Origin of the sequence: Pseudomonas sp. Root329, from assembly GCF_001424925.1 — a bacterium.
In the GTDB taxonomy this organism is placed as follows: Bacteria; Pseudomonadota; Gammaproteobacteria; order Pseudomonadales; family Pseudomonadaceae; genus Aquipseudomonas; species Aquipseudomonas arabinosi.
In genome coordinates this window covers 18,490-41,784 of record NZ_LMCV01000008.1, presented here as the reverse complement: position 1 = coordinate 41,784, position 23,295 = coordinate 18,490, and the positions used below count along the sequence as shown (strand labels likewise).

Annotated in this window: 20 protein-coding genes; 2 read left to right on the top strand and 18 right to left on the bottom strand. The window is 59.9% G+C overall.

All coding sequences use genetic code 11. From position 1 onward, the window contains the following. Nucleotides 1-10: 10 nt before the first annotated feature. From ASC74_RS09600 to hutC, 14 genes are all read right to left on the bottom strand, one after another. Nucleotides 11-931: an alpha/beta hydrolase gene (locus ASC74_RS09600; RefSeq protein ID WP_056741130.1), complete on the bottom strand. Its 921-nt coding sequence runs from the start codon at nucleotides 929-931 to the stop codon at nucleotides 11-13. Continuing rightward, entirely contained in the window at nucleotides 928-1,878 is a 951-nt protein-coding gene (locus ASC74_RS09595; RefSeq protein WP_056741128.1) for a choline ABC transporter substrate-binding protein, read from the bottom strand. The genes ASC74_RS09600 and ASC74_RS09595 overlap by 4 nt, the downstream gene beginning before the upstream one ends. 267 nt (nucleotides 1,879-2,145) lie before the next feature. Next, nucleotides 2,146-2,949, bottom strand: a complete 804-nt coding sequence (hutG, locus tag ASC74_RS09590) for an N-formylglutamate deformylase (RefSeq protein ID WP_056741126.1) — start codon at nucleotides 2,947-2,949, stop codon at nucleotides 2,146-2,148. A gap of 10 nt (nucleotides 2,950-2,959) precedes the next feature. Then, a complete protein-coding gene (gene hutI, locus ASC74_RS09585) occupies nucleotides 2,960-4,165 on the bottom strand; it encodes an imidazolonepropionase (RefSeq protein WP_056741124.1) in 1,206 nt (401 codons plus the stop codon). A 17-nt stretch (nucleotides 4,166-4,182) separates the two neighbouring features. Beyond that, nucleotides 4,183-5,592, bottom strand: coding sequence for an amino acid permease (locus ASC74_RS09580; protein ID WP_046045587.1), 1,410 nt, complete (start codon nucleotides 5,590-5,592; stop codon nucleotides 4,183-4,185). Between the two features lie 158 nt (nucleotides 5,593-5,750). Further along, entirely contained in the window at nucleotides 5,751-7,283 is a 1,533-nt protein-coding gene (gene hutH / locus ASC74_RS09575) for a histidine ammonia-lyase (RefSeq protein WP_056741122.1), read from the bottom strand. Between the two features lie 115 nt (nucleotides 7,284-7,398). Next, nucleotides 7,399-8,922 carry a histidine ammonia-lyase gene (hutH, locus tag ASC74_RS09570; RefSeq protein ID WP_056741119.1) on the bottom strand — a complete coding sequence of 508 codons (1,524 nt, stop codon included), beginning with the start codon at nucleotides 8,920-8,922 and terminating at the stop codon, nucleotides 7,399-7,401. 157 nt (nucleotides 8,923-9,079) lie between these two features. After that, on the bottom strand, nucleotides 9,080-9,910 hold the full coding sequence (locus ASC74_RS09565; RefSeq protein ID WP_008149478.1) for a quaternary amine ABC transporter ATP-binding protein: 831 nt from the start codon (nucleotides 9,908-9,910) through the stop codon (nucleotides 9,080-9,082). Further along, on the bottom strand, nucleotides 9,907-10,758 hold the full coding sequence (locus ASC74_RS09560; protein ID WP_056741117.1) for an ABC transporter permease: 852 nt from the start codon (nucleotides 10,756-10,758) through the stop codon (nucleotides 9,907-9,909). The genes ASC74_RS09565 and ASC74_RS09560 overlap by 4 nt, the downstream gene beginning before the upstream one ends. 70 nt (nucleotides 10,759-10,828) lie before the next feature. Continuing rightward, nucleotides 10,829-11,797, bottom strand: a complete 969-nt coding sequence (locus tag ASC74_RS09555) for an ABC transporter substrate-binding protein (RefSeq protein ID WP_046045583.1) — start codon at nucleotides 11,795-11,797, stop codon at nucleotides 10,829-10,831. 69 nt (nucleotides 11,798-11,866) lie between these two features. Then, a complete protein-coding gene (locus ASC74_RS09550) occupies nucleotides 11,867-13,339 on the bottom strand; it encodes a purine-cytosine permease family protein (RefSeq protein ID WP_056741115.1) in 1,473 nt (490 codons plus the stop codon). A 138-nt stretch (nucleotides 13,340-13,477) separates the two neighbouring features. Beyond that, nucleotides 13,478-15,145, bottom strand: a complete 1,668-nt coding sequence (gene hutU / locus ASC74_RS09545) for a urocanate hydratase (protein ID WP_162247439.1) — start codon at nucleotides 15,143-15,145, stop codon at nucleotides 13,478-13,480. Between the two features lie 437 nt (nucleotides 15,146-15,582). Then, nucleotides 15,583-16,152 carry a HutD/Ves family protein gene (locus ASC74_RS09540; protein WP_056741110.1) on the bottom strand — a complete coding sequence of 190 codons (570 nt, stop codon included), beginning with the start codon at nucleotides 16,150-16,152 and terminating at the stop codon, nucleotides 15,583-15,585. A gap of 10 nt (nucleotides 16,153-16,162) precedes the next feature. Then, nucleotides 16,163-16,831: a histidine utilization repressor gene (gene hutC, locus ASC74_RS09535; protein WP_236713266.1), complete on the bottom strand. Its 669-nt coding sequence runs from the start codon at nucleotides 16,829-16,831 to the stop codon at nucleotides 16,163-16,165. Between the two features lie 200 nt (nucleotides 16,832-17,031). Here hutC and ASC74_RS09530 point away from each other — a divergent pair, with 200 nt between their 5' ends. Next, nucleotides 17,032-18,396 (top strand): formimidoylglutamate deiminase, encoded by a 1,365-nt coding sequence (locus ASC74_RS09530; protein ID WP_056741108.1) that lies wholly within the window; start codon nucleotides 17,032-17,034, stop codon nucleotides 18,394-18,396. Between the two features lie 93 nt (nucleotides 18,397-18,489). On the opposite strand, the gene ASC74_RS09525 is transcribed toward ASC74_RS09530, so the two are convergent. Together ASC74_RS09525 and ASC74_RS09520 are read right to left on the bottom strand one after the other, a co-directional pair. Beyond that, nucleotides 18,490-19,059 carry a lipocalin family protein gene (locus ASC74_RS09525; protein WP_056741106.1) on the bottom strand — a complete coding sequence of 190 codons (570 nt, stop codon included), beginning with the start codon at nucleotides 19,057-19,059 and terminating at the stop codon, nucleotides 18,490-18,492. Between the two features lie 31 nt (nucleotides 19,060-19,090). Then, nucleotides 19,091-19,345 (bottom strand): lipoprotein, encoded by a 255-nt coding sequence (locus ASC74_RS09520; RefSeq protein WP_033055306.1) that lies wholly within the window; start codon nucleotides 19,343-19,345, stop codon nucleotides 19,091-19,093. A 283-nt stretch (nucleotides 19,346-19,628) separates the two neighbouring features. On the opposite strand from ASC74_RS09520, the gene ASC74_RS09515 reads away from it, so the two are divergent. Beyond that, nucleotides 19,629-21,521 carry a methyl-accepting chemotaxis protein gene (locus tag ASC74_RS09515; RefSeq protein WP_156400809.1) on the top strand — a complete coding sequence of 631 codons (1,893 nt, stop codon included), beginning with the start codon at nucleotides 19,629-19,631 and terminating at the stop codon, nucleotides 21,519-21,521. A 135-nt stretch (nucleotides 21,522-21,656) separates the two neighbouring features. Here ASC74_RS09515 and ASC74_RS09510 read toward each other — a convergent pair whose 3' ends face one another. Beyond that, nucleotides 21,657-22,259, bottom strand: a complete 603-nt coding sequence (locus tag ASC74_RS09510; protein WP_056741103.1) for a DUF924 family protein — start codon at nucleotides 22,257-22,259, stop codon at nucleotides 21,657-21,659. A 3-nt stretch (nucleotides 22,260-22,262) separates the two neighbouring features. Then, entirely contained in the window at nucleotides 22,263-23,273 is a 1,011-nt protein-coding gene (locus ASC74_RS09505) for a class 1 fructose-bisphosphatase (RefSeq protein ID WP_056741101.1), read from the bottom strand. Nucleotides 23,274-23,295 lie beyond the last annotated feature (22 nt).

Sequence of the window (23,295 nt, the reverse complement as noted above, 5' to 3'; positions counted from 1 at the left end):
TCAGAGTTTTTCAGCCGGTTTTTTCAGACAAATAGCCAAGCAGCGTTTCATAGAGTGCGTCGACCTCGGCGACCTGCCCCCGAGCCCGCAAACAGCCGTGAACCAACCCCTCCCCGTAATAAAGCGTCGCTGCCACGCCTGCTGCGTTCAGTCGCTCGGCGTAGAGCATGCCGTCATCGCGCAACGGATCGAATTGCGCCACGGCGATCAAGGCCGGCGGCAACCCACTGAAATCCTCGGCGAGCAACGGCATCGCGTAGGCACTTGGCTGTCCAGTGCCGCGCAAGTACAGGGCGTGATAACAGTCCAGATCGCTACTGCTGAGCAAGGGAGCATCGACGCATTCACTGCGCGACGGCAATCGGTGATCACCGCCCAGCCCCGGATAAATCAGCACCTGAGCCGCCGGTAATGGCTCGCCCGCATCGCGCAACGCCAGACACAACGCAGCCGCAAGGTTGCCACCGGCGCTGTCCCCGGCCACCAGCGTTCGTTCAGGATCGAGCCGGAATGGCCCGGTCCGTAGCGCGCGCCAGACACCCAGGCAGTCCTCAAACGCCGCCGGAAACGGATATTCCGGTGCCAATCGATAATCGACCGCGATCACCAGCACGCCGAGCGTCGATGCCAGTTCAGCGCAGATGAAATCGTGGGAGTCCAGATCCCCCACCACCCACCCACCGCCGTGCAGATACACGATGCACGGGCAACCGCTGGTCGGTGGCGAAACCGGCGGTTGATAAGACCGCACTGGTACGCCGACCAATTCAAAGTCGACCACGTAAAGCCCGGCGGGACGCAGCGGGGTGAACGCCCGGCACATGTCGCTGTAGGCCTGACGCAAACCGCCGAGACTGCTGTCTGTGCTGTTGAAGCTGACGGTTTTCTCGACGAAAGCCGTCATTTGCTCGGATAACGGATAGGAACTCATAAAGGCTTCAAACTGGCCTGAACGGTCGCCACGCCATCCTTGCCATCAAAACTGCTGACACCGGCGAGCCAGCGCTGCAGATCCTCGGGATGATCACGCAGCCATTGCTTGGCAACGTCCTGAGGCGTTTTACGCTCCATGATCGGCACCATCAACTGGCTTTCCTGGGCGGCGGTGAAGGTCAGGTTTTCCAGCAGACGGTTTACGTTCGGGCAGCGCTGGGCGTAGTCCGGGGCGGTCACGGTGGAAACGGTGGCGGCGCCCTCGTTCGGGCCGTAAACGTCTTCGCTGCCGGTCAGGTAGGCGATTTTCATGTTGATGTTCATCGGGTGCGGGGTCCAGCCGACGAACACCACGAACTCCTTGCGATTCACCGCCCGCTGAACGGCGGCAAGCATGCCGGCCTCACCCGACTCGATCAGTTTGAAATCCTTCAAGCCAAATTGATTGGTCTCGATCATGGTTTTAATGGTGGTGTTGGCGCCGCTGCCCGGCTCGATGCCGTAGATCTTGCCGCCGAGTTGATCCTTGAATTTGGCGATATCGGCGAAGGTTTTCAGACCCGCTTCGGCGACGTACTCCGGTACGGCTAGCGTTGCCTGGGCGTCGGCCAGGCTCGGTTTGTCCATGACTTTCACTTGATTGGCAGCCAGGAACGGCGCGATGTTTTTGTCCATCGCCGGTTTCCAGTAACCGAGGTAGATGTCCAGACGCTTGTCGCGGATGCCGGCGAAGATGATTTGCTGCACGGCGCTGGTTTGCTTGCTTTCGTAACCGAGGCCGTTGAGCAGCACATCGGCCATGCCACTGGTGGCGATCACATCGGTCCAGTTGACCACGCCCATGCGCACAGCCTTGCAGGAAGCGTCGTCACTGGCCAGGACGCTGGTGCTCAGGAGAGCAGTGCCGCAGAGGATTGAGAGACAGCGGGTGAACAGTCTTTTCATCGGGATGATCTCGTGCGGCAGCGGATTATTGTGGGCCCGGTGTCTTCATGCACCGTGCCCAGAACATTACGCAGCGTCGAGAGGGTAAAAGCGAACTGTAGCGACCGTGTTTTGCACGGTGGCGACTGTCGTCATCCGTTATCAAGTCGAACTCATACCCTGTGGGAGCGGGCTTGCTCGCGAAAGCGGTGGGTCAGTCAACATTGTTGTTGCCTGACACGCCCTCTTCGCGAGCAAGCCCGCTCCCACAGTGTTTTGCGTCAGGCTTTAACGTTTGTAGTTTTTCTCGCCCCAGGCCAGCAGCCCTTGCAGCAATTCCTTGAGCACCACCTGAGTCGGCGCCGCCAAGTCCGGACGATAACGGAACGGCTCGAACTCTTCCATATACGTGCACTGGCCCAACTCCAGTTGCACCGCATGGATGTTCTCGGCCGGATTGCCGTAGTGCCGGGTGATGTGGCCGCCCTTGAAGCGACCGTTCAGCACATGGCTGTAATCGCCATGGCGCGCGCAGATCGCTTCCAGCTGAGTGGCCAACTGTGGATCGCAACTGGCGCCGTTGAAGGTGCCGAGGTTGAAGTCCGGCAGTTTGCCGTCGAACAGGTGCGGGATGATCGAGCGGATCGAGTGCGCATCAAACAGCAATGCGTAGCCGAACTCGGCTTTCAGTCGCGCCAGCTCGTTCTGCAACGTGCTGTGGTACGGCGTCCAGATCTGCTCCAGGTAAGTCGCGCGTTCTGCGGCCGATGGCTCATGCCCTTCGCGGAACAACGGAATGCCGTCGAACAGCGTCGCCGGGTACAGGCCGGTGGTGGCGCCGACATACAAAGGCTTGTCGTCAGACGGTCGATTCAGGTCGATGACAAAACGCGAGTACTCGGCGGCCAAGGTGCTGGCGCCCAGCTCGGCAGCAAATTCGTAAAGCTGCGGAATGTGCCAGTCAGTGTCGGGCAGGCTTTTCGCGTCGGGGATCAACCCGGCTTCGACCGTCGGGGTCAGGCGCAGGCCGGCGTGGGGCATGCTGATCAGCAGCGGTACGCGACCTTGTTTGAAGTTCAGAACCTTATCCACAACTGTTCTCCTAAATGCTCACTTCAACGCCGTGACGCACGACGCGTTTTTCCAGGTCACCGCCCAGCCAGTACGACAGATCAGCCGGACGATCGATTTGCCAGGCGACGAAATCTGCACACTTGCCGACTTCCAGCGAACCATGGGTTTCAGCCATGCCCAGCGCCGTGGCGGCATGAATCGTTGCACCCGCCAAGGCTTCTTCCGGGGTCATGCGGAAACAGGTGCACGCCATGTTCAGCATCAAACGCAACGACAGCGCCGGTGAGGTGCCTGGGTTGAGGTCGCTGGCGATGGCGATTTTCACGCCGTGTTTGCGCAAAGCCTCCATCGGCGGCAACTGGGTTTCCCGCAGGAAGTAGAAGGCGCCGGGCAGCAACACCGCGACGGTGCCAGATTCCGCCATGGCGATGGCGTCGTCTTCGGTCATGAATTCCAGGTGATCGGCCGACAGTGCGTGGTAACGCGCCGCCAGACTCGAACCATGCAACGACGACAACTGTTCGGCGTGCAGCTTCACCGGCAAACCGAGTTGTTGAGCGGTGATGAACACCCGCTCGACCTGCGCCGGCGAAAACGCCAGGTATTCGCAGAACGCATCCACCGCATCCACCAGCCCTTCGGCGGCCAGGGCCGGGAGCATCTCGGCGCAGATGTGATCGATGTAGTCGTCGGCACGATCCGCGTATTCCGGCGGCAAGGCGTGAGCGGCCAGGCAGGTGCTGCGCACGCTGACCGGCAATTCAGCGCCGAGACGGCGGATGACCCGCAGGATCTTGCGTTCGCTGGCCAGGTCCAGGCCGTAGCCGGATTTCATTTCGACCGTGGTCACGCCGTCGCGCATCAGGCTCTTCAGACGCTTGGCGGCGCTGGCGAACAGCTCGTCTTCAGTGGCCGCGCGAGTGGCGCGCACGGTGCTGGCGATGCCACCACCGGCCGCTGCGATTTCTGCGTAGCTGACGCCTTGCAGACGCTGTTCGAATTCACCGCTGCGGTTACCGCCGAACACCGTGTGGGTGTGGCAGTCGATCAGGCCCGGCGTCACCCAGGCCCCTTTAAGATCATTGACTGCCGGGTACTCGCCCGACGGCAGTTCAGCGCGTGGGCCGATCCACTCAATGTGCGCTCCTGACGTCACGATGGCCGCATCCTCGATGATCGAGTAGGCGCCTTGCGCCATGGTTGCGACGTGGCAGTGTTGCCAGAGAGTTTTCATCCGTGGCCTCCGTTAGGTTATCGATGAGAAAAAGAGGGTTCCCGCTCAACCGGTACTGCCTTGCCTGCCGCCGGTTTCACCCACGTCAGGTAGGCCAGCACCAGCAATACAATCCAGACCACGCCGACGATCAGAGCCGCCTGGGTATCCGGGAAATAGCCCAGCACGCCAAAGATGAACAGCATGAAGGCAATCGCCGCCATCGGCGCATAGGGCCAGAACGGCACCGGGAATTTCAGTTGGGCGACTTGCTCGGCACTCATGGAGCGACGCATCGCCACTTGAGTGAACAGAATCATCAACCAGACCCATACAGTGGCGAAGGTCGCGATGGAGGCGATCAACAGGAACACGTTTTCCGGAATCAGGTAGTTCAGCAGCACGCCCAGCAGCAGCGCGGCACTCATTACCACCACGGTCATCCATGGCACGCCATTGCGCGACAAGCGGGCGAAGCCCTTGGGCGCATGCCCTTGCTGGGCCAGACCGTACATCATGCGGCCAGCGCCGAAGATGTCACTGTTGATCGCCGACACTGCCGCCGAGATCACCACGATATTGAGAATGGTTGCCGCCGAGCTGATCCCCAGGTTGTCGAAAATCTGCACGAATGGACTGCCTTGGCTGCCGATCTGCTGCCATGGAAAGATCGACATCAGTACGAACATCGTCAGCACGTAGAACAGCAGGATACGCAACGGTACGGCATTGATCGCCCTGGGCAGTACGCGCTGCGGGTCTTTGGCTTCACCGGCGGTCACGCCGATGATTTCAATGCCGCCGAACGCAAACATCACCACCGCAAACGAAGCGATCAGGCCGCCCACGCCATTGGGCATAAAGCCGCCATGGCTCCAGAGATTGCTGATGTCGGTCGCCTGGGCGCCGGGCGCGGTGCTGATACCGAACAGCATGATGCCGAAGCCACCGAGGATCATCGCGACGATGGCTGCGACCTTGAGCAGCGACAGCCAGAACTCCATTTCGCCGAAGACTTTGACGTTGCACAGGTTCAAGCCGCCGACCACCGAAACGATGCCCAGTACCCAGATCCAGCGGGCGACTTCCGGAAACCAGAAGCCCATGTAAATACCGAATGCGGTGACGTCGGCCATGCCGACGATGACCATTTCAAACGCGTAGGTCCAACCGAGGATGAAGCCCGCCATCGGCCCAAGATAAGTGCTGGCGTAGTGGCCGAAAGAGCCGGCCACCGGGTTGTGTACCGCCATCTCACCGAGGGCGCGCATGACCATGAACACCGCCGCGCCACCGATCAGGTAAGCGAGCAGGACCGCGGGCCCGGCCATTTGAATGGCTGAGGCAGAACCGTAAAACAGCCCGGTGCCGATCGCCGACCCCAGCGCCATGAAGCGAATATGTCGGGCAGAGAGCCCGCGTTTCAAACCTTTTTCTGACTGCTGCATTGCTCGTCCCTATTATTTTTATTGGCGGAAATGATCGTTCCCACGCAGAGCGTGGGAACGATCAGAATCGAATCGCGAGCAAGTCGAATCGTCGCACCGTCGCTCCCACAGGTTCAGCGCAATCCAATGTGGGAGCGAGCTTGCTCGCGAAGAGGCCATTACAGGCTAGGCAGCAACTTCGCCGGTACCAGCGCGTTCAGGCAACGGGACGCCAACAACTCGCTCGCCGCGTTGATGTCCGGCGCAAAGAAGCGATCCTTCTCATAGAAAGGCACTTGCGCACGCAGAATCCCGCGGGCCTCTTCCAGCTTCGAAGAAGTCTTCAGACCATCGCGCAGATCCAGACCCTGGACCGCAGCCAACCATTCCACCGCGAGAACGCCGCGAGTGTTTTCGGCCATTTCCCACAGGCGCTTGCCGGCAGCCGGCGCCATGGAAACGTGGTCTTCCTGGTTCGCCGAAGTCGGCAGGCTGTCCACCGAGTGCGGATGGGACAACGCCTTGTTCTCGCTGGCCAGTGCCGCAGCGGTCACCTGGGCGATCATGAAGCCGGAGTTCACGCCGCCATTGGCCACCAGGAACGGCGGCAGTTGCGACATGTGCTTGTCCATCATCAGCGAGATACGACGCTCGCTCAGGGAACCGATTTCCGCGATGGCCAGCGCCATGTTGTCGGCAGCCATGGCGACCGGTTCGGCGTGGAAGTTACCGCCGGAGATCACGTCGCCTTCAGCGGCGAATACCAGCGGGTTGTCCGAAACGGCGTTGGCTTCGATGGCGAGCACTTCGGCGGCCTGACGGAACTGGGTCAGACAGGCGCCCATGACTTGCGGCTGGCAGCGCAGGGAGTACGGGTCCTGGACCTTTTCGCAGTTCTGGTGCGAGTCGGACACTTCGCTGCGCTCGCCCAGCAGATCGCGGTAAGCGGCAGCGGCATCGATCTGGCCTTTCTGGCCACGAGCGGCGTGGATACGTGCGTCGAACGGCGAGCGCGAGCCCAGCACGGCTTCAACGGTCAGTGCGCCCAGCGCCACAGCGCCAGCGAACAGATCCTCACCTTCGAACAGACCACGCAGCGCGTAAGCGGTGGACACCTGAGTACCGTTGAGCAGCGCCAGACCTTCTTTGGCCGCCAGGGTCAGCGGCGTCAGGCCGGCAACTTTCAGTGCTTCGGTAGCTTCCATCCACTCGCCTTTGTAGCGAGCCTTGCCTTCGCCCAGCAGCACCAGCGACATGTGGGCCAAAGGCGCCAGGTCACCGGATGCACCGACCGAACCTTTCAATGGAATGTGCGGGTAAACCTCGGCGTTGATCAGGGCGATCAGCGCATCGATGACCTTACGACGAATGCCGGAGAAACCACGGCTCAGGCTGTTGACCTTGAGCACCATGACCAGTCGAACCAGCGCGTCGCTGATCGGCTCGCCGACACCGGCGGCGTGGGACAGCACCAGCGAGCGCTGCAGGTTTTCCAGGTCTTCGCTGGCGATACGGGTCGACGCCAGCAGGCCGAAACCGGTGTTGATGCCATATGCGGTGCGGTTCTCGGCGAGGATCTGTTCCACGCAGGCAACGCTGGCTTCAATCTGGGCGGCAGCGCTTTCATCGAGGGTGATTTTGACCGGCTGCTGATAAACATCACGCAGTTGGGCAAGGCTCAGTTGGCCGGGAATCAGGTTTAACGCAGTCATTTCTATGCTCCTTTTGAGAGTTTTTGTTAACTCACCAGACGCTCCGGAGATGTCCGTTGTCCGTCGCGTCTCGCCTTCTGGGGAGCCGCGCCTTGGCACGCTGGTGTGGTGGAAATCAGTTCAGGTTCGGTAACACTTTGTGCAGCAAAATCGGGTCTTTCAAAACGGCGGCGGCACTGGCGATGTCCGGTGCCAGCCAGCGGTCCTGGTCGTAGGCCGGAACTCGCTCGCGCAGCAGACGCCAGGCGGCATCAGTACCCGCGCCGAAGCGTTGCTCTTTCAAGAACTCAAATGCCTGAGACGCCAGCAAGTACTCGATGGCGAGGATCTGCGTGCAGTTTTCCAGGGCACGATGCAGCTTCAGCGCGGCGTTGGTGCCCAGGCTCAGGTGATCTTCCTGCAGGCCCGAGGTGACGTAGTTGTCGAGTACCGCCGGTTGCGCCAACTGACGGTTTTCCGCACACAGGGACGCGGCGACGTACTGGACGATCATCATCCCGGAGTTCACCCCCGGATTGGCCACCAGGAATGCCGGCAAACCGCTGACATGCGGGTTGATCAGGCGGTCCAGACGACGCTCGGCGATGGAGCCGATTTCCGCCATGGCGATGGCCAGCAAGTCCGCCGCCAAGGCCACGGATTGACCGTGCGGGTTGGCCTGGGACACCACCCGGAAGTCGTCCGGCGTACCCAGCAGCATCGGGTTGTCGGTGACCGAGTTGAGTTCGGTTTCAATCTGCTTTTTCGCGTGTTCAAGCTGATCGCGAGCGGCGCCGTGGACTTGCGGGATCGAGCGAATGCTCAGCGCATCCTGAGTGCGAATGCCTTTGCTGCTGGCGATCACTTCACTGCCATCGAGCAACGCACGCAGGTTGATGCCGACTTGCTGCATGCCCGGGTGAGGCTTGAGCGCGATGATCTCGGCATCGAACGCGGCAATCTGACCGCGCTGGGCTTCGAAGCTCATGGCACCAATCACATCAGCCCATTGCACCAAACGCGTCGCGTCGGCGATTGCCAGGCAGCTGAGGCCGGACATGCACGGCGTGCCGTTGACCAGGCACAGGCCATCTTTGGCGCCCAGTTGAACCGGTTGCAGACCTTCTTCGGCCAGGGCTTGCTGCGCGGAAACGATCTGCCCGCGATAGCTGACATTGCCGACACCCAGCAGCGCAATGCTGATGTGGGCCATGTGGGTCAGGTAACCGACCGAACCCTGGGACGGCACTTGCGGGGTGATACCGCGATTGAGCAGCGCCAACAGCGCTTCGACCACCCGGCGGTGAATACCGGATTTGCCATGGCTGTAGTTGCGAATAGCGGCGCAGATGATTGCGCGGGTCTGTTCGTCGGCCAGTGGCGCGCCAACGCCACAGGCGTGACTGAGCAGGGTGTTGCGCGACAGTTGGCTGAGTTGCTCGTCTTTGAGTGAGACATTGCACAGCGCGCCGAGGCCGGTGTTGACGCCATAGGCGCGCTCGCCGCTGACGACGATGCGCTGGACGATCGCCTGGGCATTCTCGATCCGCGCCCAGACCTGTGGTGACAGCTCAAGTTGTGCGCCATGGCGGGCTACGGCGACCACATCCTGCCAACGCAACGGGGCGTCGGCGATAACGATTTTTTCAGCCTGGGACATCTTCAACCTCGTGCGTACAACTTGAATATTGATGCAGCTTCACCGCCGCCTTCGCGAGCAAGTCGAATCGTCGCACCGCCGCTCCCACATTTGGAATGCGTACCCCTGTGGGAGCGGGCTTGCTCGCGAAGGGGCCGGCACAGACACCGCAAACCTCTTAAACCACCGCAGCCCGACGCTGAACGAACCGATCGACATACTCATCCGCCGGCGAATGCAGGATCTCTCTTGGCGTACCCACCTGAATCAGGCGGCCATCCTTGAGAATCGCAATGCGGTTGCCGATGCGCACGGCCTCGTCGAGGTCGTGGGTGATGAAGACGATGGTCTTGTGCAGGGTCTTTTGCAGTTCCAGCAACTGGTCCTGCATCTCCGCACGAATCAGCGGGTCGAGGGCACTGAAGGCTTCGTCCATCAGGATGATGTCGGTGTCTGCCGCCAAGGCACGGGCCAGACCCACACGCTGACGCATGCCGCCCGAAAGCTGATGCGGGTATTTGTTTTCGTAGCCCTTGAGGCCCACGGTGTTGATCCAGTGCAGCGCGCGCTCGGAGCACATTTGCTTGGTCTCGCCACGCACTTTCAGGCCGTAGGCGACGTTATCCACCACGGTCTTGTGCGGCAGCAGGCCGAAGCTCTGGAACACCATGCTGATCTTGTGCCGGCGAAATTCGCGCAGGGCTTCCATGTCGTATTGCAGGATGTCCACGCCGTCCACCAGGATCGCGCCGCTGGTCGGGTCGATCAGGCGGTTGAAGTGGCGCACCAGGGTCGACTTGCCGGAGCCCGACAGGCCCATGATCACGAAGATCTCGCCGGTGCCGATGCTCAGGGACAAGTCGTTCACGCCGACCACGCAGCCGGTTTCGGACAGCACCTGATCCTTGGTTTTGCCCTGGCCGATCATGGCCAGCGCATCCTTGGAACGGTTGCCGAAAATCTTGAAGACGTTTTTGACTTCGATCTTGCTGATGGCTTCGTTGTTCATTTGCTCACCTCATGCCGTGCCCGACCATACGCCTGAGTAATACGGTCGATAACCACTGCCAGAATCACGATCGCCAGACCCGCCTCAAGACCACGTCCGACGTTGAGGGTCTGAATCCCCACCAACACGTCTTCGCCCAAACCACGGGCACCGATCATCGAGGCAATCACTACCATCGACAGGGCCATCATGGTGGTCTGGTTAATCCCGGCCATGATGCTCGGCAGGGCCAGCGGAAGTTGCACGCCAAACAGTTGCTGCCAACGGTTGGCACCGAAGGCGTTGATCGCTTCCATCACTTCGCCGTCGACCTGGCGAATACCCAGATCAGTCAGACGGATCAGCGGTGGTGCGGCGTAGATCACGGTGGCGAAAATCGCCGGGACTTTGCCCAGGCCGAACAGCATCAGCACCGGGATCAGGTACACGAAACTCGGCATGGTCTGCATGATGTCCAGCAACGGCATCAAGATCGAACGCAGGCGGTTGCTGCGCGCCGAAAGAATGCCCAGCGGAATGCCGATCAGCACCGAAATGATCGTCGCCACCATCATCAGCGCCAGGGTTTGCATCAGCTTGTCCCAGAGGCCGACCGCACCCACTAGGAATAACAAGCCGACAATCACGGCCGTGGTCACGACCTTGCGGGTCGCGTGCCAGGCAATGCCCGCGACGATGGCGAGCATCAGCCACCAGGGTGCCGCACGCAGCAGGCCTTCAAGGTTGACGATGGCCCACAGCAGCGTGTCAGAGATCTGCCGGAACACATCGCCGTAGTTGGTAACCAGCGAATCGACCCAACTGTTGACCCAGTCGGCGATGGAAAAGGTAAAGCTTTCGGGAAACATAAGAGACTCTCAATCAAGGGGTTGCGATCAAGCACCCGACTGCCGCTCAGGGCAGTCGGAGAGGCTCAACCTACAAGGCCGCGTCGATCTTTTTGGCTGCGTCTTCGCTCACCCATGCGTGCCAGACTTCAGGATGTTCCTTGAGGAAGATTTTCGCCAGTTTTGGTGACTCGATCCGCTCTTTGGCCATGCGTCCGAGGTTCTGGTTGAGCAGGTCGATTGGCAGGTTGACCTTCTCCAGCACCGCCACCAGTTCCGGGGCTTGCTCGTGGAAAGTCTTGGACAGGCCGACCTTGATGGTCACTTGCTTGTTCACGCCTGGTTTCTCGTCGAGTTTGACCAGGTCCACCTGGCCCATCAGCGGGGTTGGCGACCAGTAGTAGAACAGGATCGGCTCGCCACGCTTGTAGCTCGACAGCACCGCGGCATCCAGTGCCGGACCGGTGCCCGGACGGAAGTTGGTGTAGGTGCTTTCCAGGCCGTAGCTTTTCAGCATTTCGCTGTTGTCGAGCTCACAGGTCCAGCCGGCCGGGCAGTTGTAGAAACGACCCTTGGATGGCTCTTCGGCGTCTTTGAACACAGCGGAATACTTGCCCAGGTCAGCAATGTTTTTCAGGTCCGGTGCCTTGGCTTCCAGCTTGCGCTTGGCGTCGCCTTCGATCACGTAACGCGGCACGTACCAACCTTCGACAGCACCCACGACCGGGGCGCCGACACCGACGACCTTGCCGGCCTTCTCGGCCTTGTTCCAGACTTCGCTACGGCCAACCCACTCTTCGGCGAAGATTTGAATATCGTTGCTGCTCAGGGCGTTTTCCATGGTGATGGAGTTGCCCGGCAGGCTGTCGGTCTTGCAGTCGTAGCCTTTCTCCAACACGACTTGCAGCACGTCGGTCAGCAGCATGGCGCTTTCCCAGTTCAGGCCGGCAAATTTCACCGGTTTGCCCGACTCGCACCAACCCGCCGCCTGAGTGGCGCCGGCGCTGGCCAGCAGGCCCATGGAAAGCAATGTGGTCAGCAGGGTCTTGTTCGATTTCATTGTAGTGACGCTCCTAATCATGAGTTGGCTTACGGCAGTCAAGAGGCATCCAGCCCTGTCCACGTCCAATCAGGCCTGCGCCGCAGCGCGACCAGCCCCGCTTGTTATAGGTGCTGCATTGCTGTCCTGCTCGACCGGCAGAATCAGGTGATCGGGTACTGCGCTGTGCCATTTTTTCGCGCACACGTAGTACAGGGCTGCGGGAAGCGCCAGACCGATGATCCAGGAAATATCCACATCACCCAGGGCCGCCACCAGCGGACCGGTATAGAACTTGGTGGAGATGAACGGCAATTGCACCAGCACACCGAAGACATAAACGCTGATACCGAGGACGTTCCAACGGCCGTAGCGACCATTCGGATCGGCCAGCGCCGGCACGTCATAGCGCTCGCGGGTGATGCAGTAGTAGTCCACCAGGTTGATCGCGCTCCATGGCGTAAAGAACGCCAGCAGGAACAGGATGAAGGACTTGAACGCACCGAGGAACGAGTGCTGACCGAGCAACGCCATCAGGGTCGCAGCACCGACGATGACCAGCACGAAGACCAGACGCTGCAAGCGCGTTACTTTCAGATCTCCACGGAAACCGCTGATGACGGTCGCAATGCACATGAAGCTGCCGTAGGAGTTCAGGGTGGAGATGGTGACCTTGCCAAACGCGATGCTGAAATACAGCAACGCAGCGGTGGCACCGGTACCGCCCAAACCAACGATGTAGGCCACTTCATGGCCGGCGAATTGGCCGTTGGCCGAAGCGGCGGCAAACACGCCGAGGATCATCGCCACTTGTGCGCCAATCACCGAACCCGCGCCAGCGGCGAAAAAGGTTTTCACCGAAGACGTCTTGCTCGGCAGGTAGCGTGAATAGTCAGCCACGTAAGGACCGAAGGCGATCTGCCAGGACGCCGCGAGCGATACCGCGAGCAAGAAGCTGCTCCAGCTGAAGTGGCGGATTTGCAACAGTGCGCCAACATCAACTTGGCTCATCAGACGGCTGAACAGATAAACAAAGGCAATCACGCCAATGACACTCGCAACACGGCCGATCCAATGGATCACCCGATAACCGAGCACCGTGACCAGCACGATGACACTGGCGAAAAGGAGGATGCCGACGCTGTCGCTGACACCAAACAACTGGCCCAGCGCCTGGCCGGAAAGCACGGTGCCCGTTGCGGTGAAACCGAGGTACATCAGACAGACCAGCACGATCGGGATGGCCGCGCCATACACGCCGAACTGTACCCGGCTGGAGATCATCTGCGGCAGGCCAAGCTTGGGCCCTTGCGCCGCATGCAGCGCCATTACGCCACCGCCAAGCAGTTGACCGATCAACAGACCGATCAACGACCAGAACACGTCACCGCCCAGCACCACGGCCAGGGCCCCGGTGACAATCGCGGTGATTTGCAGGTTGGCACCCATCCACAGGGTGAACTGACTCAATAGACGACCGTGTCTTTCCGCTTCCGGGATGTAGTCGATCGAACGTTTCTCGATCAACGGTTTACTGCCTGCACGATCGCTGTTAACAGCCATGATTCAACCTCTGTGGATTGTTATTCGGTGTTGGTGATCCCTGTAGGAGCTGTCGAGTGAAACGAGGCTGCGATCTTTTGCCTTTAAAGGATCAAGATCAAAAAATCGCAGCCTTCGGCAGCTCCTACAGGGCAAGCATTACTTGCCGGTAATCATCGGCAGGTTCAGCCCCTGTTCCTTGGCGCAGTCGATCGCGATCTGGTAACCCGCATCGGCGTGACGCATAACGCCAGTCGCCGGGTCGTTGTGCAGGACGCGAGCAATACGCTCGGCCGCTTCGTCTGTACCGTCGCAGACAATCACCATGCCCGAGTGCTGGGAGAAGCCCATGCCGACGCCGCCGCCGTGGTGCAGGGAAACCCAGGTCGCGCCGCTCGCGGTGTTGAGCAGAGCGTTGAGCAGTGGCCAGTCGGATACGGCATCGGAACCGTCTTGCATGGATTCGGTTTCGCGGTTCGGGCTGGCGACCGAACCGGAGTCCAGGTGGTCGCGACCGATCACGATTGGCGCGGACAATTCACCGCTGCGAACCATTTCGTTGAACGCCAGACCGAGCTTGGCGCGCAGGCCCAGGCCAACCCAGCAGATACGTGCCGGCAGACCCTGGAAGCTGATGCGCTCGCGCGCCATGTCCAGCCAGTTGTGCAGGTGGGCGTCGTCCGGGATCAGTTCTTTTACTTTGGCGTCGGTTTTGTAGATGTCTTCGGCATTGCCCGACAGTGCAGCCCAACGGAACGGACCGATACCGCGGCAGAACAGCGGACGGATGTAAGCGGGTACGAAGCCTGGGAAGTCGAATGCGTTCTCGACGCCTTCTTCTTGGGCCATCTGACGGATGTTGTTGCCGTAGTCAAAGGTCGGAATGCCCATTTTCTGGAAGTCCAACATCGCTTTAACGTGCACGGCCATCGATTGCTTGGCGGCTTTGACGACAGCGGCTGGCTCGGTCTTGGCGCGAGCGCGGTACTCTTCCCAGGTCCAGCCGGCTGGCAGGTAACCGTTCAACGGGTCGTGGGCGCTGGTCTGGTCGGTGACCATGTCCGGGCGCACGCCGCGCTTGACCAGTTCCGGCAGGATTTCAGCTGCGTTGCCGAGCAGGGCGATGGAAATCGCTTTGCCTTCTTTGGTGTATTTGGCGATGCGTGCCAGAGCGTCGTCGAGGTCGGTGGCTTGCTCATCGACGTAACGGCTGTTCAGGCGGAAATCGATGCTGACCTGCTGGCATTCGATGTTCAGCGAGCAAGCGCCGGCCAGGGTCGCGGCCAGAGGTTGAGCGCCGCCCATGCCGCCGAGGCCTGCGGTCAGGACCCAACGACCTTTCAGGTCATCGTTGTAGTGTTGGCGACCGGCTTCGACGAAAGTTTCGTAGGTGCCTTGAACGATGCCCTGGCTGCCGATGTAGATCCAGCTGCCGGCAGTCATCTGGCCGTACATGGCCAGGCCTTTGGCGTCCAGTTCGTTGAAATGTTCCCAGCTCGCCCAGTGTGGCACCAGGTTGGAGTTGGCGATCAGTACGCGCGGGGCATTGCTGTGGGTTTTGAACACGCCGACCGGCTTGCCGGATTGCACCAGCAGGGTCTCGTCGTCGTTCAGGTTGGTCAGGCTTTCGACGATCTTGTCGTAGCATTCCCAGTTACGCGCCGCACGACCGATACCACCGTAAACCACCAGTTCTTTAGGGTTCTCGGCGACTTCCGGGTCGAGGTTGTTCATCAGCATGCGCAGCGGCGCTTCAGTCAGCCAGCTCTTGGCGGTCAGCGTGTTACCGCGGGCAGCGCGGATTTCAACGTCACGAAACTTGGTCATTTTATTGTCAGTCACGAAAGAGACTCCTCAGCGATCAATCCAAACCTGAATCAGTGGGCGTTGCGAGGAGTCTCGATCGACTCATACGCATACGTCTTTACTTGTACATACAAGCATATGCAATCAAGCGGCCAACTTGCTGGATGAGCGTTCAAGAAAAGTTTTAAAAGGGCTGGAAGGCGCCTGGATCAAGGGTTCTGGCAAAGATGAAATTTTTCGGGGGGATTTTGCGAGGAGGGTTACAGCTGTTACTTGAGCGGGGTTTTGCGCCACGCTGGGGCGTTCGGTAACAAGTTGGTGCGCATTCGGGAACATTGAAAAGCAAAAAGATCGCAGCCTCCGGCAGCTCCTACAGTTCGATGTCCATCCGCAAAATTTGTGGTGTACACGATCAATGTAGGAGCTGCCGGAGGCTGCGATCTTTTGGGGATTTTGAATCAGCGTGCGGTCAGTTCAATCACACAGCACTGGCCGCCAAGGGAGACTTCCAGCAGGCCGGCGTTACCGTCGAGTTGCAGGCAATCATGGCGACCGAGTTGTGAGGCGCTGTTACCAACCTTCACTTCAAGCTCGTCGGTGACACTGAACACGAGCACGGTGCCTGCCGAGCTGAAAAACCGCTGCTCGCCGTCCAGCCACTGCAATCGTGCGCTATAACGCTGCGGCGCATAAATCAGGTTGAAGTCGCGGATCGGCCCACCGAGCAATGTGCAGGAGACCTGGCTCTCGCCGCCGAAAGCAAATGGGTCCAGCGGTAACAATGGCTGCGTGTCCTGGCCATCAACCCGCAAGGTCATGCCCTCGCCTTGCAACACAGTGATCACTCGCTCATAGCCGGCGAATGTCGAGAAACCGCCCGACTCGCCGATATCGGCAATCGACAGACGCCAGCCGAAGCCCTCAAGGCCGGCACCTCCATCACGGGTGATTTCTTCAGTGCTGCCGCCGCCGTTTTTCCATGGCATGCGTGGGTAATCTATTGCGCGTAGAACCTTCATCTCACTCATTTATGGCTCTCTATTTATGGAACCGCCCTTCCAGACGATGACGGGAACCGGGATGGATCAAACGGGCGGCAGTCACTGGCTGACGGCCGGACCAGGTGCGGCGACGAATCAGCAGGCACGGCTCGCCCTTTTCAATCTGTAGCAATTTGCACTCGCTGGCCTCGGCCAGAATCGCCTCGACCACATGCTCGCCTTCAGTCAGCGGCGCGACCTGGTTCAGATAGGCGTATGGCGTTTGCAGGGTGAAGTCCTGCTTGAGGTAGTCCGGCGCCACCAGTGCGTTGACGAAACGGTCTTCGATTTGCACCGGGATATCGTTTTCGAAATGCACGATCAGCGAGTGAAAGACTTTCTGGCCTTCGCGCATGTCCAGTGCCAGTGCCCGCTCGGAACCGGCGGCCTCTTCTTCGAGGGTGATGACTTTGCACGTATGGCGATGGCCACGGGAGGCGATTTCGTCGGCGATGTTGTGCACTTCAAACAGCGCGGACTGACTTTTCGGCTCGGCGACGAACGTGCCGACACCCTGCATGCGCACCAGCAGACCGTCGGCGGTCATCTCGCGCAGGGCGCGGTTGATGGTCATGCGGCTGAAACCCAGTTGGTTGACCAGCTCGCTTTCCGACGGAACGCGGTAGTGCGGCGGCCAGTTTCCACTGTCGATTTGCTGGGTGATCATCTGTTTGACGCGGGCGTACAAGGGCGCCGGACTGTCGCCCAGATTGGCGCTCAGATTGGCATTCGGCGGCAATGTGGCAGACGGAGTTGGCACGGTTAATCCTTGTTCGTTTAGTAAAGGTTGCTAGCTTGCCGGAGTTTACCGAGCAGGCAAACGTCTGTATATGTATATACAAATAACACACGATGGGGTGCTGAACCATGTCCGCCTTCTTTGCCGAACGCGCGCTGCTGCCTAGTGGATGGGCCAACAATGTACGTCTTGAGGTCAGCGCCGATGGCGTGTTGACCCATATCCAGGCCGATTCCAACGCAGATGGCGCCGAACGGCTAAGCGGTCCGCTGCTGCCGGGTATGCCGAATTTACACTCCCACGCCTTCCAGCGGGCCATGGCCGGGCTGGCGGAAGTGGCGGGGAATCCGAATGACAGTTTCTGGACCTGGCGCGATTTGATGTATCGCCTCGTCGGAAAAATCAGCCCGGATCAACTCGGCGTCATCGCCCGTCAGCTGTACATCGAAATGCTCAAGGCCGGTTACACCTCGGTCGCGGAATTTCATTACGTACACCACGACACCAACGGCCAGCCTTACGCGGACCCGGCCGAACTGGCGCTACGCATCAGCCAGGCCGCCAGCTCCGCCGGTATCGGCCTGACGCTGCTGCCGGTGCTCTACAGTCATTCCGGTTTCGGCGGCCAGGCCCCGAACGAAGGCCAGCGCCGCTTTATCAACAGCACCGAAAACTACCTCAAGCTTCAATCGCGCTTGCAGCCGATCCTGGCGCAGCAACCGGCGCAGTCGCTGGGTTTGTGTTTCCACTCGTTGCGCGCGGTAACACCACAACAAATCAGCGAAGTGCTGGCCGCCAGCGACCAGCAGTGCCCGGTGCACATTCACATTGCTGAACAGCAGAAGGAAGTCGATGACTGCCTGAGCTGGAGCGGCCGCCGTCCGCTGCAATGGTTGTACGAAAACACCGAGGTCGATCAGCGCTGGTGCCTGGTTCACGCGACCCACGCCAACCCGGAAGAAGTCACGCTGATGGCCAAGAGTCGCGCCATCGCCGGCCTGTGCCTGACGACCGAAGCCAACCTCGGCGACGGTATCTTCCCGGCGGTGGAGTTCCTCGCTCAGGGCGGGCGCATGGGCATCGGTTCCGACAGCCATGTGTCTTTGAGCGTGGTGGAAGAATTGCGTTGGCTGGAATACGGCCAGCGTCTGCGCGACCAACGGCGTAATCGTTTGTATGGCGCGGATCAGCCGATGGTTGGCCGCACGCTGTACGACGCGGCGCTGGATGGCGGGGCTCAAGCGCTGGGTCAGTCGATTGGTGCGCTGAAAGTTGGCAAACGTGCGGATTGGCTGGTGCTGGATGGCAACGATCCGTACCTGGCGACAGCCAGCGGCGACGGGATTCTCAATCGTTGGTTGTTTGCCGGCGGTGATCGCCAGGTGCGGGATGTGCTGGTCAATGGCCAGTGGGTTGTGCGCGACGGGCGTCATGCGGGCGAAGAAGAGAGCAATCGGGCGTTCACCCAAGTCCTGCGCGACTTGCTCGGTTAAAAGCAAAAGATCGCAGCCTCCGGCAGCTCCTACAGAATCACTCGATCCCTGTAGGAGCTGCCGAAGGCTGCGATCTTTTTTTCAGCCGCACCGTCAGTTCGAGGTCTTGGCCATCTGCGTATCGGTCGCGCGCCAGATCAGTCGCGTGGTGTCGTAGCCCTGCTGACGTGCCTTGCTCAGCAGTTCCTCACGCACTACACCATTGACCGTCGGGGTCCGTGACAGCAGCCAGAGATACTTGCGGCTCGGGTCGCCAACAATGGCGGTCTTGTAGTCATCGCTGACGTACAACACCCAGTACTCTCCCTTCGCCGTACCCGGTATCAGCCGCGAAAACCAGGTATCGAACTCGACCCACAGCTTGTCGGTTTTGCCCGGCTCCTGTGGCCAGGCCACGCCTTTGGCCTCTTCCCATTGCCAGTCTGCCGTCAGGCAGCGATTGAGCACCGACACCTTGCCGTCAGGCTTGAGCGTGTAATGGGCTTCGGATTGCGCGCAGTTGCGCTGGAAATACATCGGCAGACGAGCCAACTCATACCAGGTCCCTTGGTACTTCTTGAGATTGACGCTGTTGACGGTTTTCGGTGCCAACGGATCTACGCCGGAAGTGGCGCAGCCGGCCAATACCAGGCCGGCTAAAAGGACTATCAGTAACCGTTTCATTGTTTTTCTCCCGTGGGCGCATAGCCCCGGATTACTTCAGGCCTTGGCCGGAAAACATCAGCACTTTGTCACCGGCGTACTGCACGCTGATAAAGCTGTTCTTGTCGCCCCAAGTGCAACTGGACATGCCGAGCGCGCCCGAGCAATCAGCGGGTTTGCCCAGCAAGGTTTCTACCTCGGCCTTGGGCATGCCTGACGACAGCTTCGAGTAGTTTTCCTGATTGATCTTGCTGCAAGCGGCCAACAACACGCAGAACGAAAGCAGGGCGATAGAACGCAGCGACATGGTGTAGCTCCTGGGGCGAAGGGGAATGGCATGGCTGCCAAGCTGAAGCTTAGAAGAGAAAACCCCTGTCTGGTTCCCTGGCCGGCCGGCTATTTATCAGGCCGCTCGTCTGCCTTGTTTCGAAAATCAGCATCTTTCTTTCGCTATTGAGTATTTCGTCGGTTTTCACAAAAATCCGCCTAATCTTTGACGCCGGTCAGTCGACATAAAAGCAGCGCAATGCCCACGACTGTGGCAAATTGACGCCCCTTTGTTGACCAGCCTCTCCGCGGTAGCTCATTTAATGACCAGAAACATGAAGTTCAGCCACAAGATCTTGTTGGCTGCCGCCCTCGTGGTGGCCGTTGCATTCGCTTGTTTCATCCTCTTCAACGACTACCGCCAGCGGCAAACCCTGCGCAGCAGTACCGAATCCTCGATGCAGGAACTCGGCAGCCTGACCACCAGCAACATTCAGACCTGGCTGGACAGCCGCATTCAGTTGCTGCAATCGCTGTCCCAGCAGATCGCGGTGGACGGCAGCGCCCAGGCCAACCTCAAGCGCGCCATCGACCTGCCCGCCTACACCAGCAATTTTCAGTTGAGCTACTTCGGTGGCACCGATGGCGTGATGTTCTCGGTTCCGGCCGGCAATCGTGCCGCGGATTACGACCCCCGCGCCCGTGGCTGGTACAAGGCGGCCAACGGTGCGCAACAGACCATCGTCACCGAACCGTACATCGCCGCGTCGTCGGGTAAACTGGTGATCACCGTTGCCACCCCGGTGAAACATCAGAATCAAATGATCGGCGTCGCCGGCGCAGACATCGACTTGTCCAGCGTCAGCGCGATCATCAACTCGCTGAACTTCGGCGGCCACGGCCATGCGTTTATCGTCAGCGCCGACGGCAAGATCCTGATCCACCCGGACAGCAAGCTGGTGCTCAAGAGCCTGACCGACGCCTACCCGAACGGCGCGCCGAAAGTCAGCCCGGGCATGAAAGAAGTCGAGATCGACGGCAAGGCTCAATTCATCTCCTTTACCCACGTCAACGGTGTGCCCTCGGCAGACTGGTACGTGGCGCTGGTGCTGGATCAGGACACCGCGTTCTCGATGCTCAGCGAATTTCGCACTTCGGCGATCATCGCCATGGTCATTGCCGTGGTGATCATCATCGCGTTTCTGGGCATGTTGATCAGCTTCCTGATGCAGCCGCTGCTGACCATGGGCCGCGCCATGCATGACATCGCCGAAGGCGAAGGTGACCTGACCAAACGCCTGACCATCCACGGCCAGGACGAATTCGGTGCGCTGGGCACCTCGTTCAACCGTTTTGTGGAGCGTATTCACACCTCGATTCGCGAAGTGTCCTCGGCCACCGGCCAGGTCAACGAAGTCGCCTTGCGTGTGGTTGCCGCGTCGAACTCGTCGATGTTCAACTCCGACCAGCAAGCCTCGCGCACCAGCAGCGTCGCCGCCGCCATCAACGAGCTGGGCGCCGCCGCACAGGAAATCGCCCAGAACGCCGCCCTCGCCTCTCAACATTCGAGCGATGCTCGCGCATTGGCCGAAGACGGCCAGCAAGTCGTGGATAAAACCATCGCGGCGATGCAGCAGCTCTCGGCGAAGATCAGCGATTCGTGCGGCAACATCGAAACGCTCAACAGCAACACCGTGAACATCGGGCAGATTCTGGAAGTGATCACCAGCATCTCCCAGCAGACCAACCTGCTGGCACTCAACGCCGCCATCGAAGCGGCCCGTGCCGGTGAAGCCGGTCGTGGTTTTGCCGTGGTGGCAGACGAGGTGCGTAACCTCGCGCACCGTACTCAGGATTCGGCGCAGCAAGTGCAAAAGATGATCGAGGAACTGCAAGTCGGCGCCCGGGAAGCCGTGATCACCATGACCGACAGCCAGCGCCAGAGCGAAAGCAGCGTCGGTATTGCCAACCAGGCTGGCGAACGCCTGGGCAGCGTGACTCAGCGTATCGGTGAGATCGACGGGATGAACCAGTCGGTGGCCACTGCGACGGAAGAGCAAACGGCTGTGGTGGAGTCGATCAACGTCGACATTACCGAGATCAACACGCTGAATCAGGAAGGCGTGGAGAACTTGCAGGCGACCTTACGCGCGTGTTCAGACCTTGAGCAGCAGGCGGCGCGGTTGAAGCAGTTGGTTGGCAGCTTCCGGATCTAAGGCGCTCCTACGGGCCCCTTCGCGAGCAAGCCCGCTCCCACATTTGATCTTCAGCGGACACGGATTTTGTGTTCGACCGAGATCAAATGTGGGAGCGGGCTTGCTCGCGAAGACGGCACCAGCAACAACAAAGATTTAGAACCGAGAACCAGGTCCCGAAAGAAACGCCAACTCCTCAGCCGTAGACTCCCTTCCCAACACCGCATTGCGATGCGGAAACCGTCCAAACCGCGCAATCACTTTCTGATGCCGCTCGGCATAATCCAGGTTATCGGCAAACACCGCCCGATCAGCCTCAGGCTGCTGCGCCACCAGATCGATAAATCGCGAAACCGCTTCGTTCTGCACCGCCAGATTCTCGCAATGCTCAAACACCAGGTAGATGAACACCCGCTGGATCGGCCGCAACTGCCGATCGAAATCCGCAGCAATGCCTTGCGCCACCAGTGCCTGAGCCCTGAGATCGCCTGAAAAGGATTTGGGAGTGTCGCGAAAGATCATTCGCGGGAGTTGGTCGAGTAACAGCACCAGGGCCAGCCAACCTTCGGGGCGTTGCGCCCACTCGGTCAATCCGCCGGCCAGTGCCTGCTCGACCCAGTCCCCGAAACGCGTCTGCGCTTCGAGGTCCTGGCTGTCGCGCTTGCCGAACCATAACTTGCCCTTGTCAGCCGCTATTTCGTTGGGGGATTCGAGCGTTCCGAACCACCATTCGAGCAACGGCTGCCAAGGCGAGGTCATGGTTTATTCCTTGTGGTAAGCCGTGACGCGTTCAACTTCTTCTTTCGAGCCGAGGAACACCGCTACGCGCTGGTGCAAGCCGTCAGGCTTGATGTCGAGGATGCGCTGATGGCCATCGGTGGAAGCGCCGCCGGCCTGTTCAACCAGAAACGACATCGGGTTGGCTTCGTACATCAGGCGCAGTTTGCCCGGCTTGGACGGCTCGCGGCTGTCGCGTGGGTACATGAATAAGCCACCACGGGTCAGGATGCGGTGCACGTCCGCGACCATCGCGGCGACCCAGCGCATGTTGTAGTTCTTTTTCAGCGGGCCTTCTTCGCCAGCCAGCAATTCGCCGACGTAGCGTTGTACCGGCGCTTCCCAGTGACGCTGGTTGGACGCGTTGATCGCGAATTCCTGAGTGGACTCCGGAATCTTGATGTCTTCATGGGTCAGGACGAAGCTGCCCATTTCGCGGTCCAGGGTGAAGCCTTTTACGCCGTCGCCCAGGGTCAGGATCAACATGGTCTGTGGACCGTAGATCGCGTAACCGGCAGCCACTTGCTCGGTGCCTGGCTGCAGGAAAGCCTTTTCGTTCAAGGGCTCGTTTTGGCTCAGGTATTCGTTCGGGCAACGCAGCACCGAGAAGATAGTACCGACTGGCGCGTTGATATCGATGTTCGACGAGCCGTCCAGTGGGTCGAAAACCAGCAGGTACGCGCCTTTCGGGTATTTGCCCGGGATCTGGTAGGCGTTGTCCATTTCTTCGGACGCCATGCCGGCCAGGTGACCGCCCCATTCGTTGGCTTCGAGCAGGATCTCGTTGGAGATCACGTCGAGTTTCTTCTGCACTTCACCTTGGACGTTTTCAGTGCCCATGCTGCCCAGAACACCACCGAGGGCGCCTTTGGACACGGCGTGGTTGATCTCTTTGCAAGCACGCGCCACCACTTCGATCAGGAAACGCAGATCGGCAGGGGTGTTATTGCTACGGGTCTGCTCAATCAAATAGCGACTCAGGGTAACGCGGGACATGGAAGGCTCCGGTGGAATGGGG

Coding starts and splice junctions, on each gene's coding strand:
- ASC74_RS09600 (WP_056741130.1), bottom strand. CDS start 931: ATGAGTTCCTATCCGTTATCCGAGCAAATGACGGCTTTCGTCGAGAAA.
- ASC74_RS09595 (WP_056741128.1), bottom strand. CDS start 1,878: ATGAAAAGACTGTTCACCCGCTGTCTCTCAATCCTCTGCGGCACTGCT.
- hutI (WP_056741124.1), bottom strand. CDS start 4,165: ATGAAAACTCTCTGGCAACACTGCCACGTCGCAACCATGGCGCAAGGC.
- ASC74_RS09580 (WP_046045587.1), bottom strand. CDS start 5,592: ATGCAGCAGTCAGAAAAAGGTTTGAAACGCGGGCTCTCTGCCCGACAT.
- hutH (WP_056741122.1), bottom strand. CDS start 7,283: ATGACTGCGTTAAACCTGATTCCCGGCCAACTGAGCCTTGCCCAACTG.
- hutH (WP_056741119.1), bottom strand. CDS start 8,922: ATGTCCCAGGCTGAAAAAATCGTTATCGCCGACGCCCCGTTGCGTTGG.
- ASC74_RS09565 (WP_008149478.1), bottom strand. CDS start 9,910: ATGAACAACGAAGCCATCAGCAAGATCGAAGTCAAAAACGTCTTCAAG.
- ASC74_RS09560 (WP_056741117.1), bottom strand. CDS start 10,758: ATGTTTCCCGAAAGCTTTACCTTTTCCATCGCCGACTGGGTCAACAGT.
- ASC74_RS09555 (WP_046045583.1), bottom strand. CDS start 11,797: ATGAAATCGAACAAGACCCTGCTGACCACATTGCTTTCCATGGGCCTG.
- ASC74_RS09550 (WP_056741115.1), bottom strand. CDS start 13,339: ATGGCTGTTAACAGCGATCGTGCAGGCAGTAAACCGTTGATCGAGAAA.
- hutU (WP_162247439.1), bottom strand. CDS start 15,145: ATGACCAAGTTTCGTGACGTTGAAATCCGCGCTGCCCGCGGTAACACG.
- ASC74_RS09540 (WP_056741110.1), bottom strand. CDS start 16,152: ATGAGTGAGATGAAGGTTCTACGCGCAATAGATTACCCACGCATGCCA.
- hutC (WP_236713266.1), bottom strand. CDS start 16,831: ATGATCACCCAGCAAATCGACAGTGGAAACTGGCCGCCGCACTACCGC.
- ASC74_RS09530 (WP_056741108.1), top strand. CDS start 17,032: ATGTCCGCCTTCTTTGCCGAACGCGCGCTGCTGCCTAGTGGATGGGCC.
- ASC74_RS09525 (WP_056741106.1), bottom strand. CDS start 19,059: ATGAAACGGTTACTGATAGTCCTTTTAGCCGGCCTGGTATTGGCCGGC.
- ASC74_RS09520 (WP_033055306.1), bottom strand. CDS start 19,345: ATGTCGCTGCGTTCTATCGCCCTGCTTTCGTTCTGCGTGTTGTTGGCC.
- ASC74_RS09515 (WP_156400809.1), top strand. CDS start 19,629: ATGACCAGAAACATGAAGTTCAGCCACAAGATCTTGTTGGCTGCCGCC.
- ASC74_RS09510 (WP_056741103.1), bottom strand. CDS start 22,259: ATGACCTCGCCTTGGCAGCCGTTGCTCGAATGGTGGTTCGGAACGCTC.
- ASC74_RS09505 (WP_056741101.1), bottom strand. CDS start 23,273: ATGTCCCGCGTTACCCTGAGTCGCTATTTGATTGAGCAGACCCGTAGC.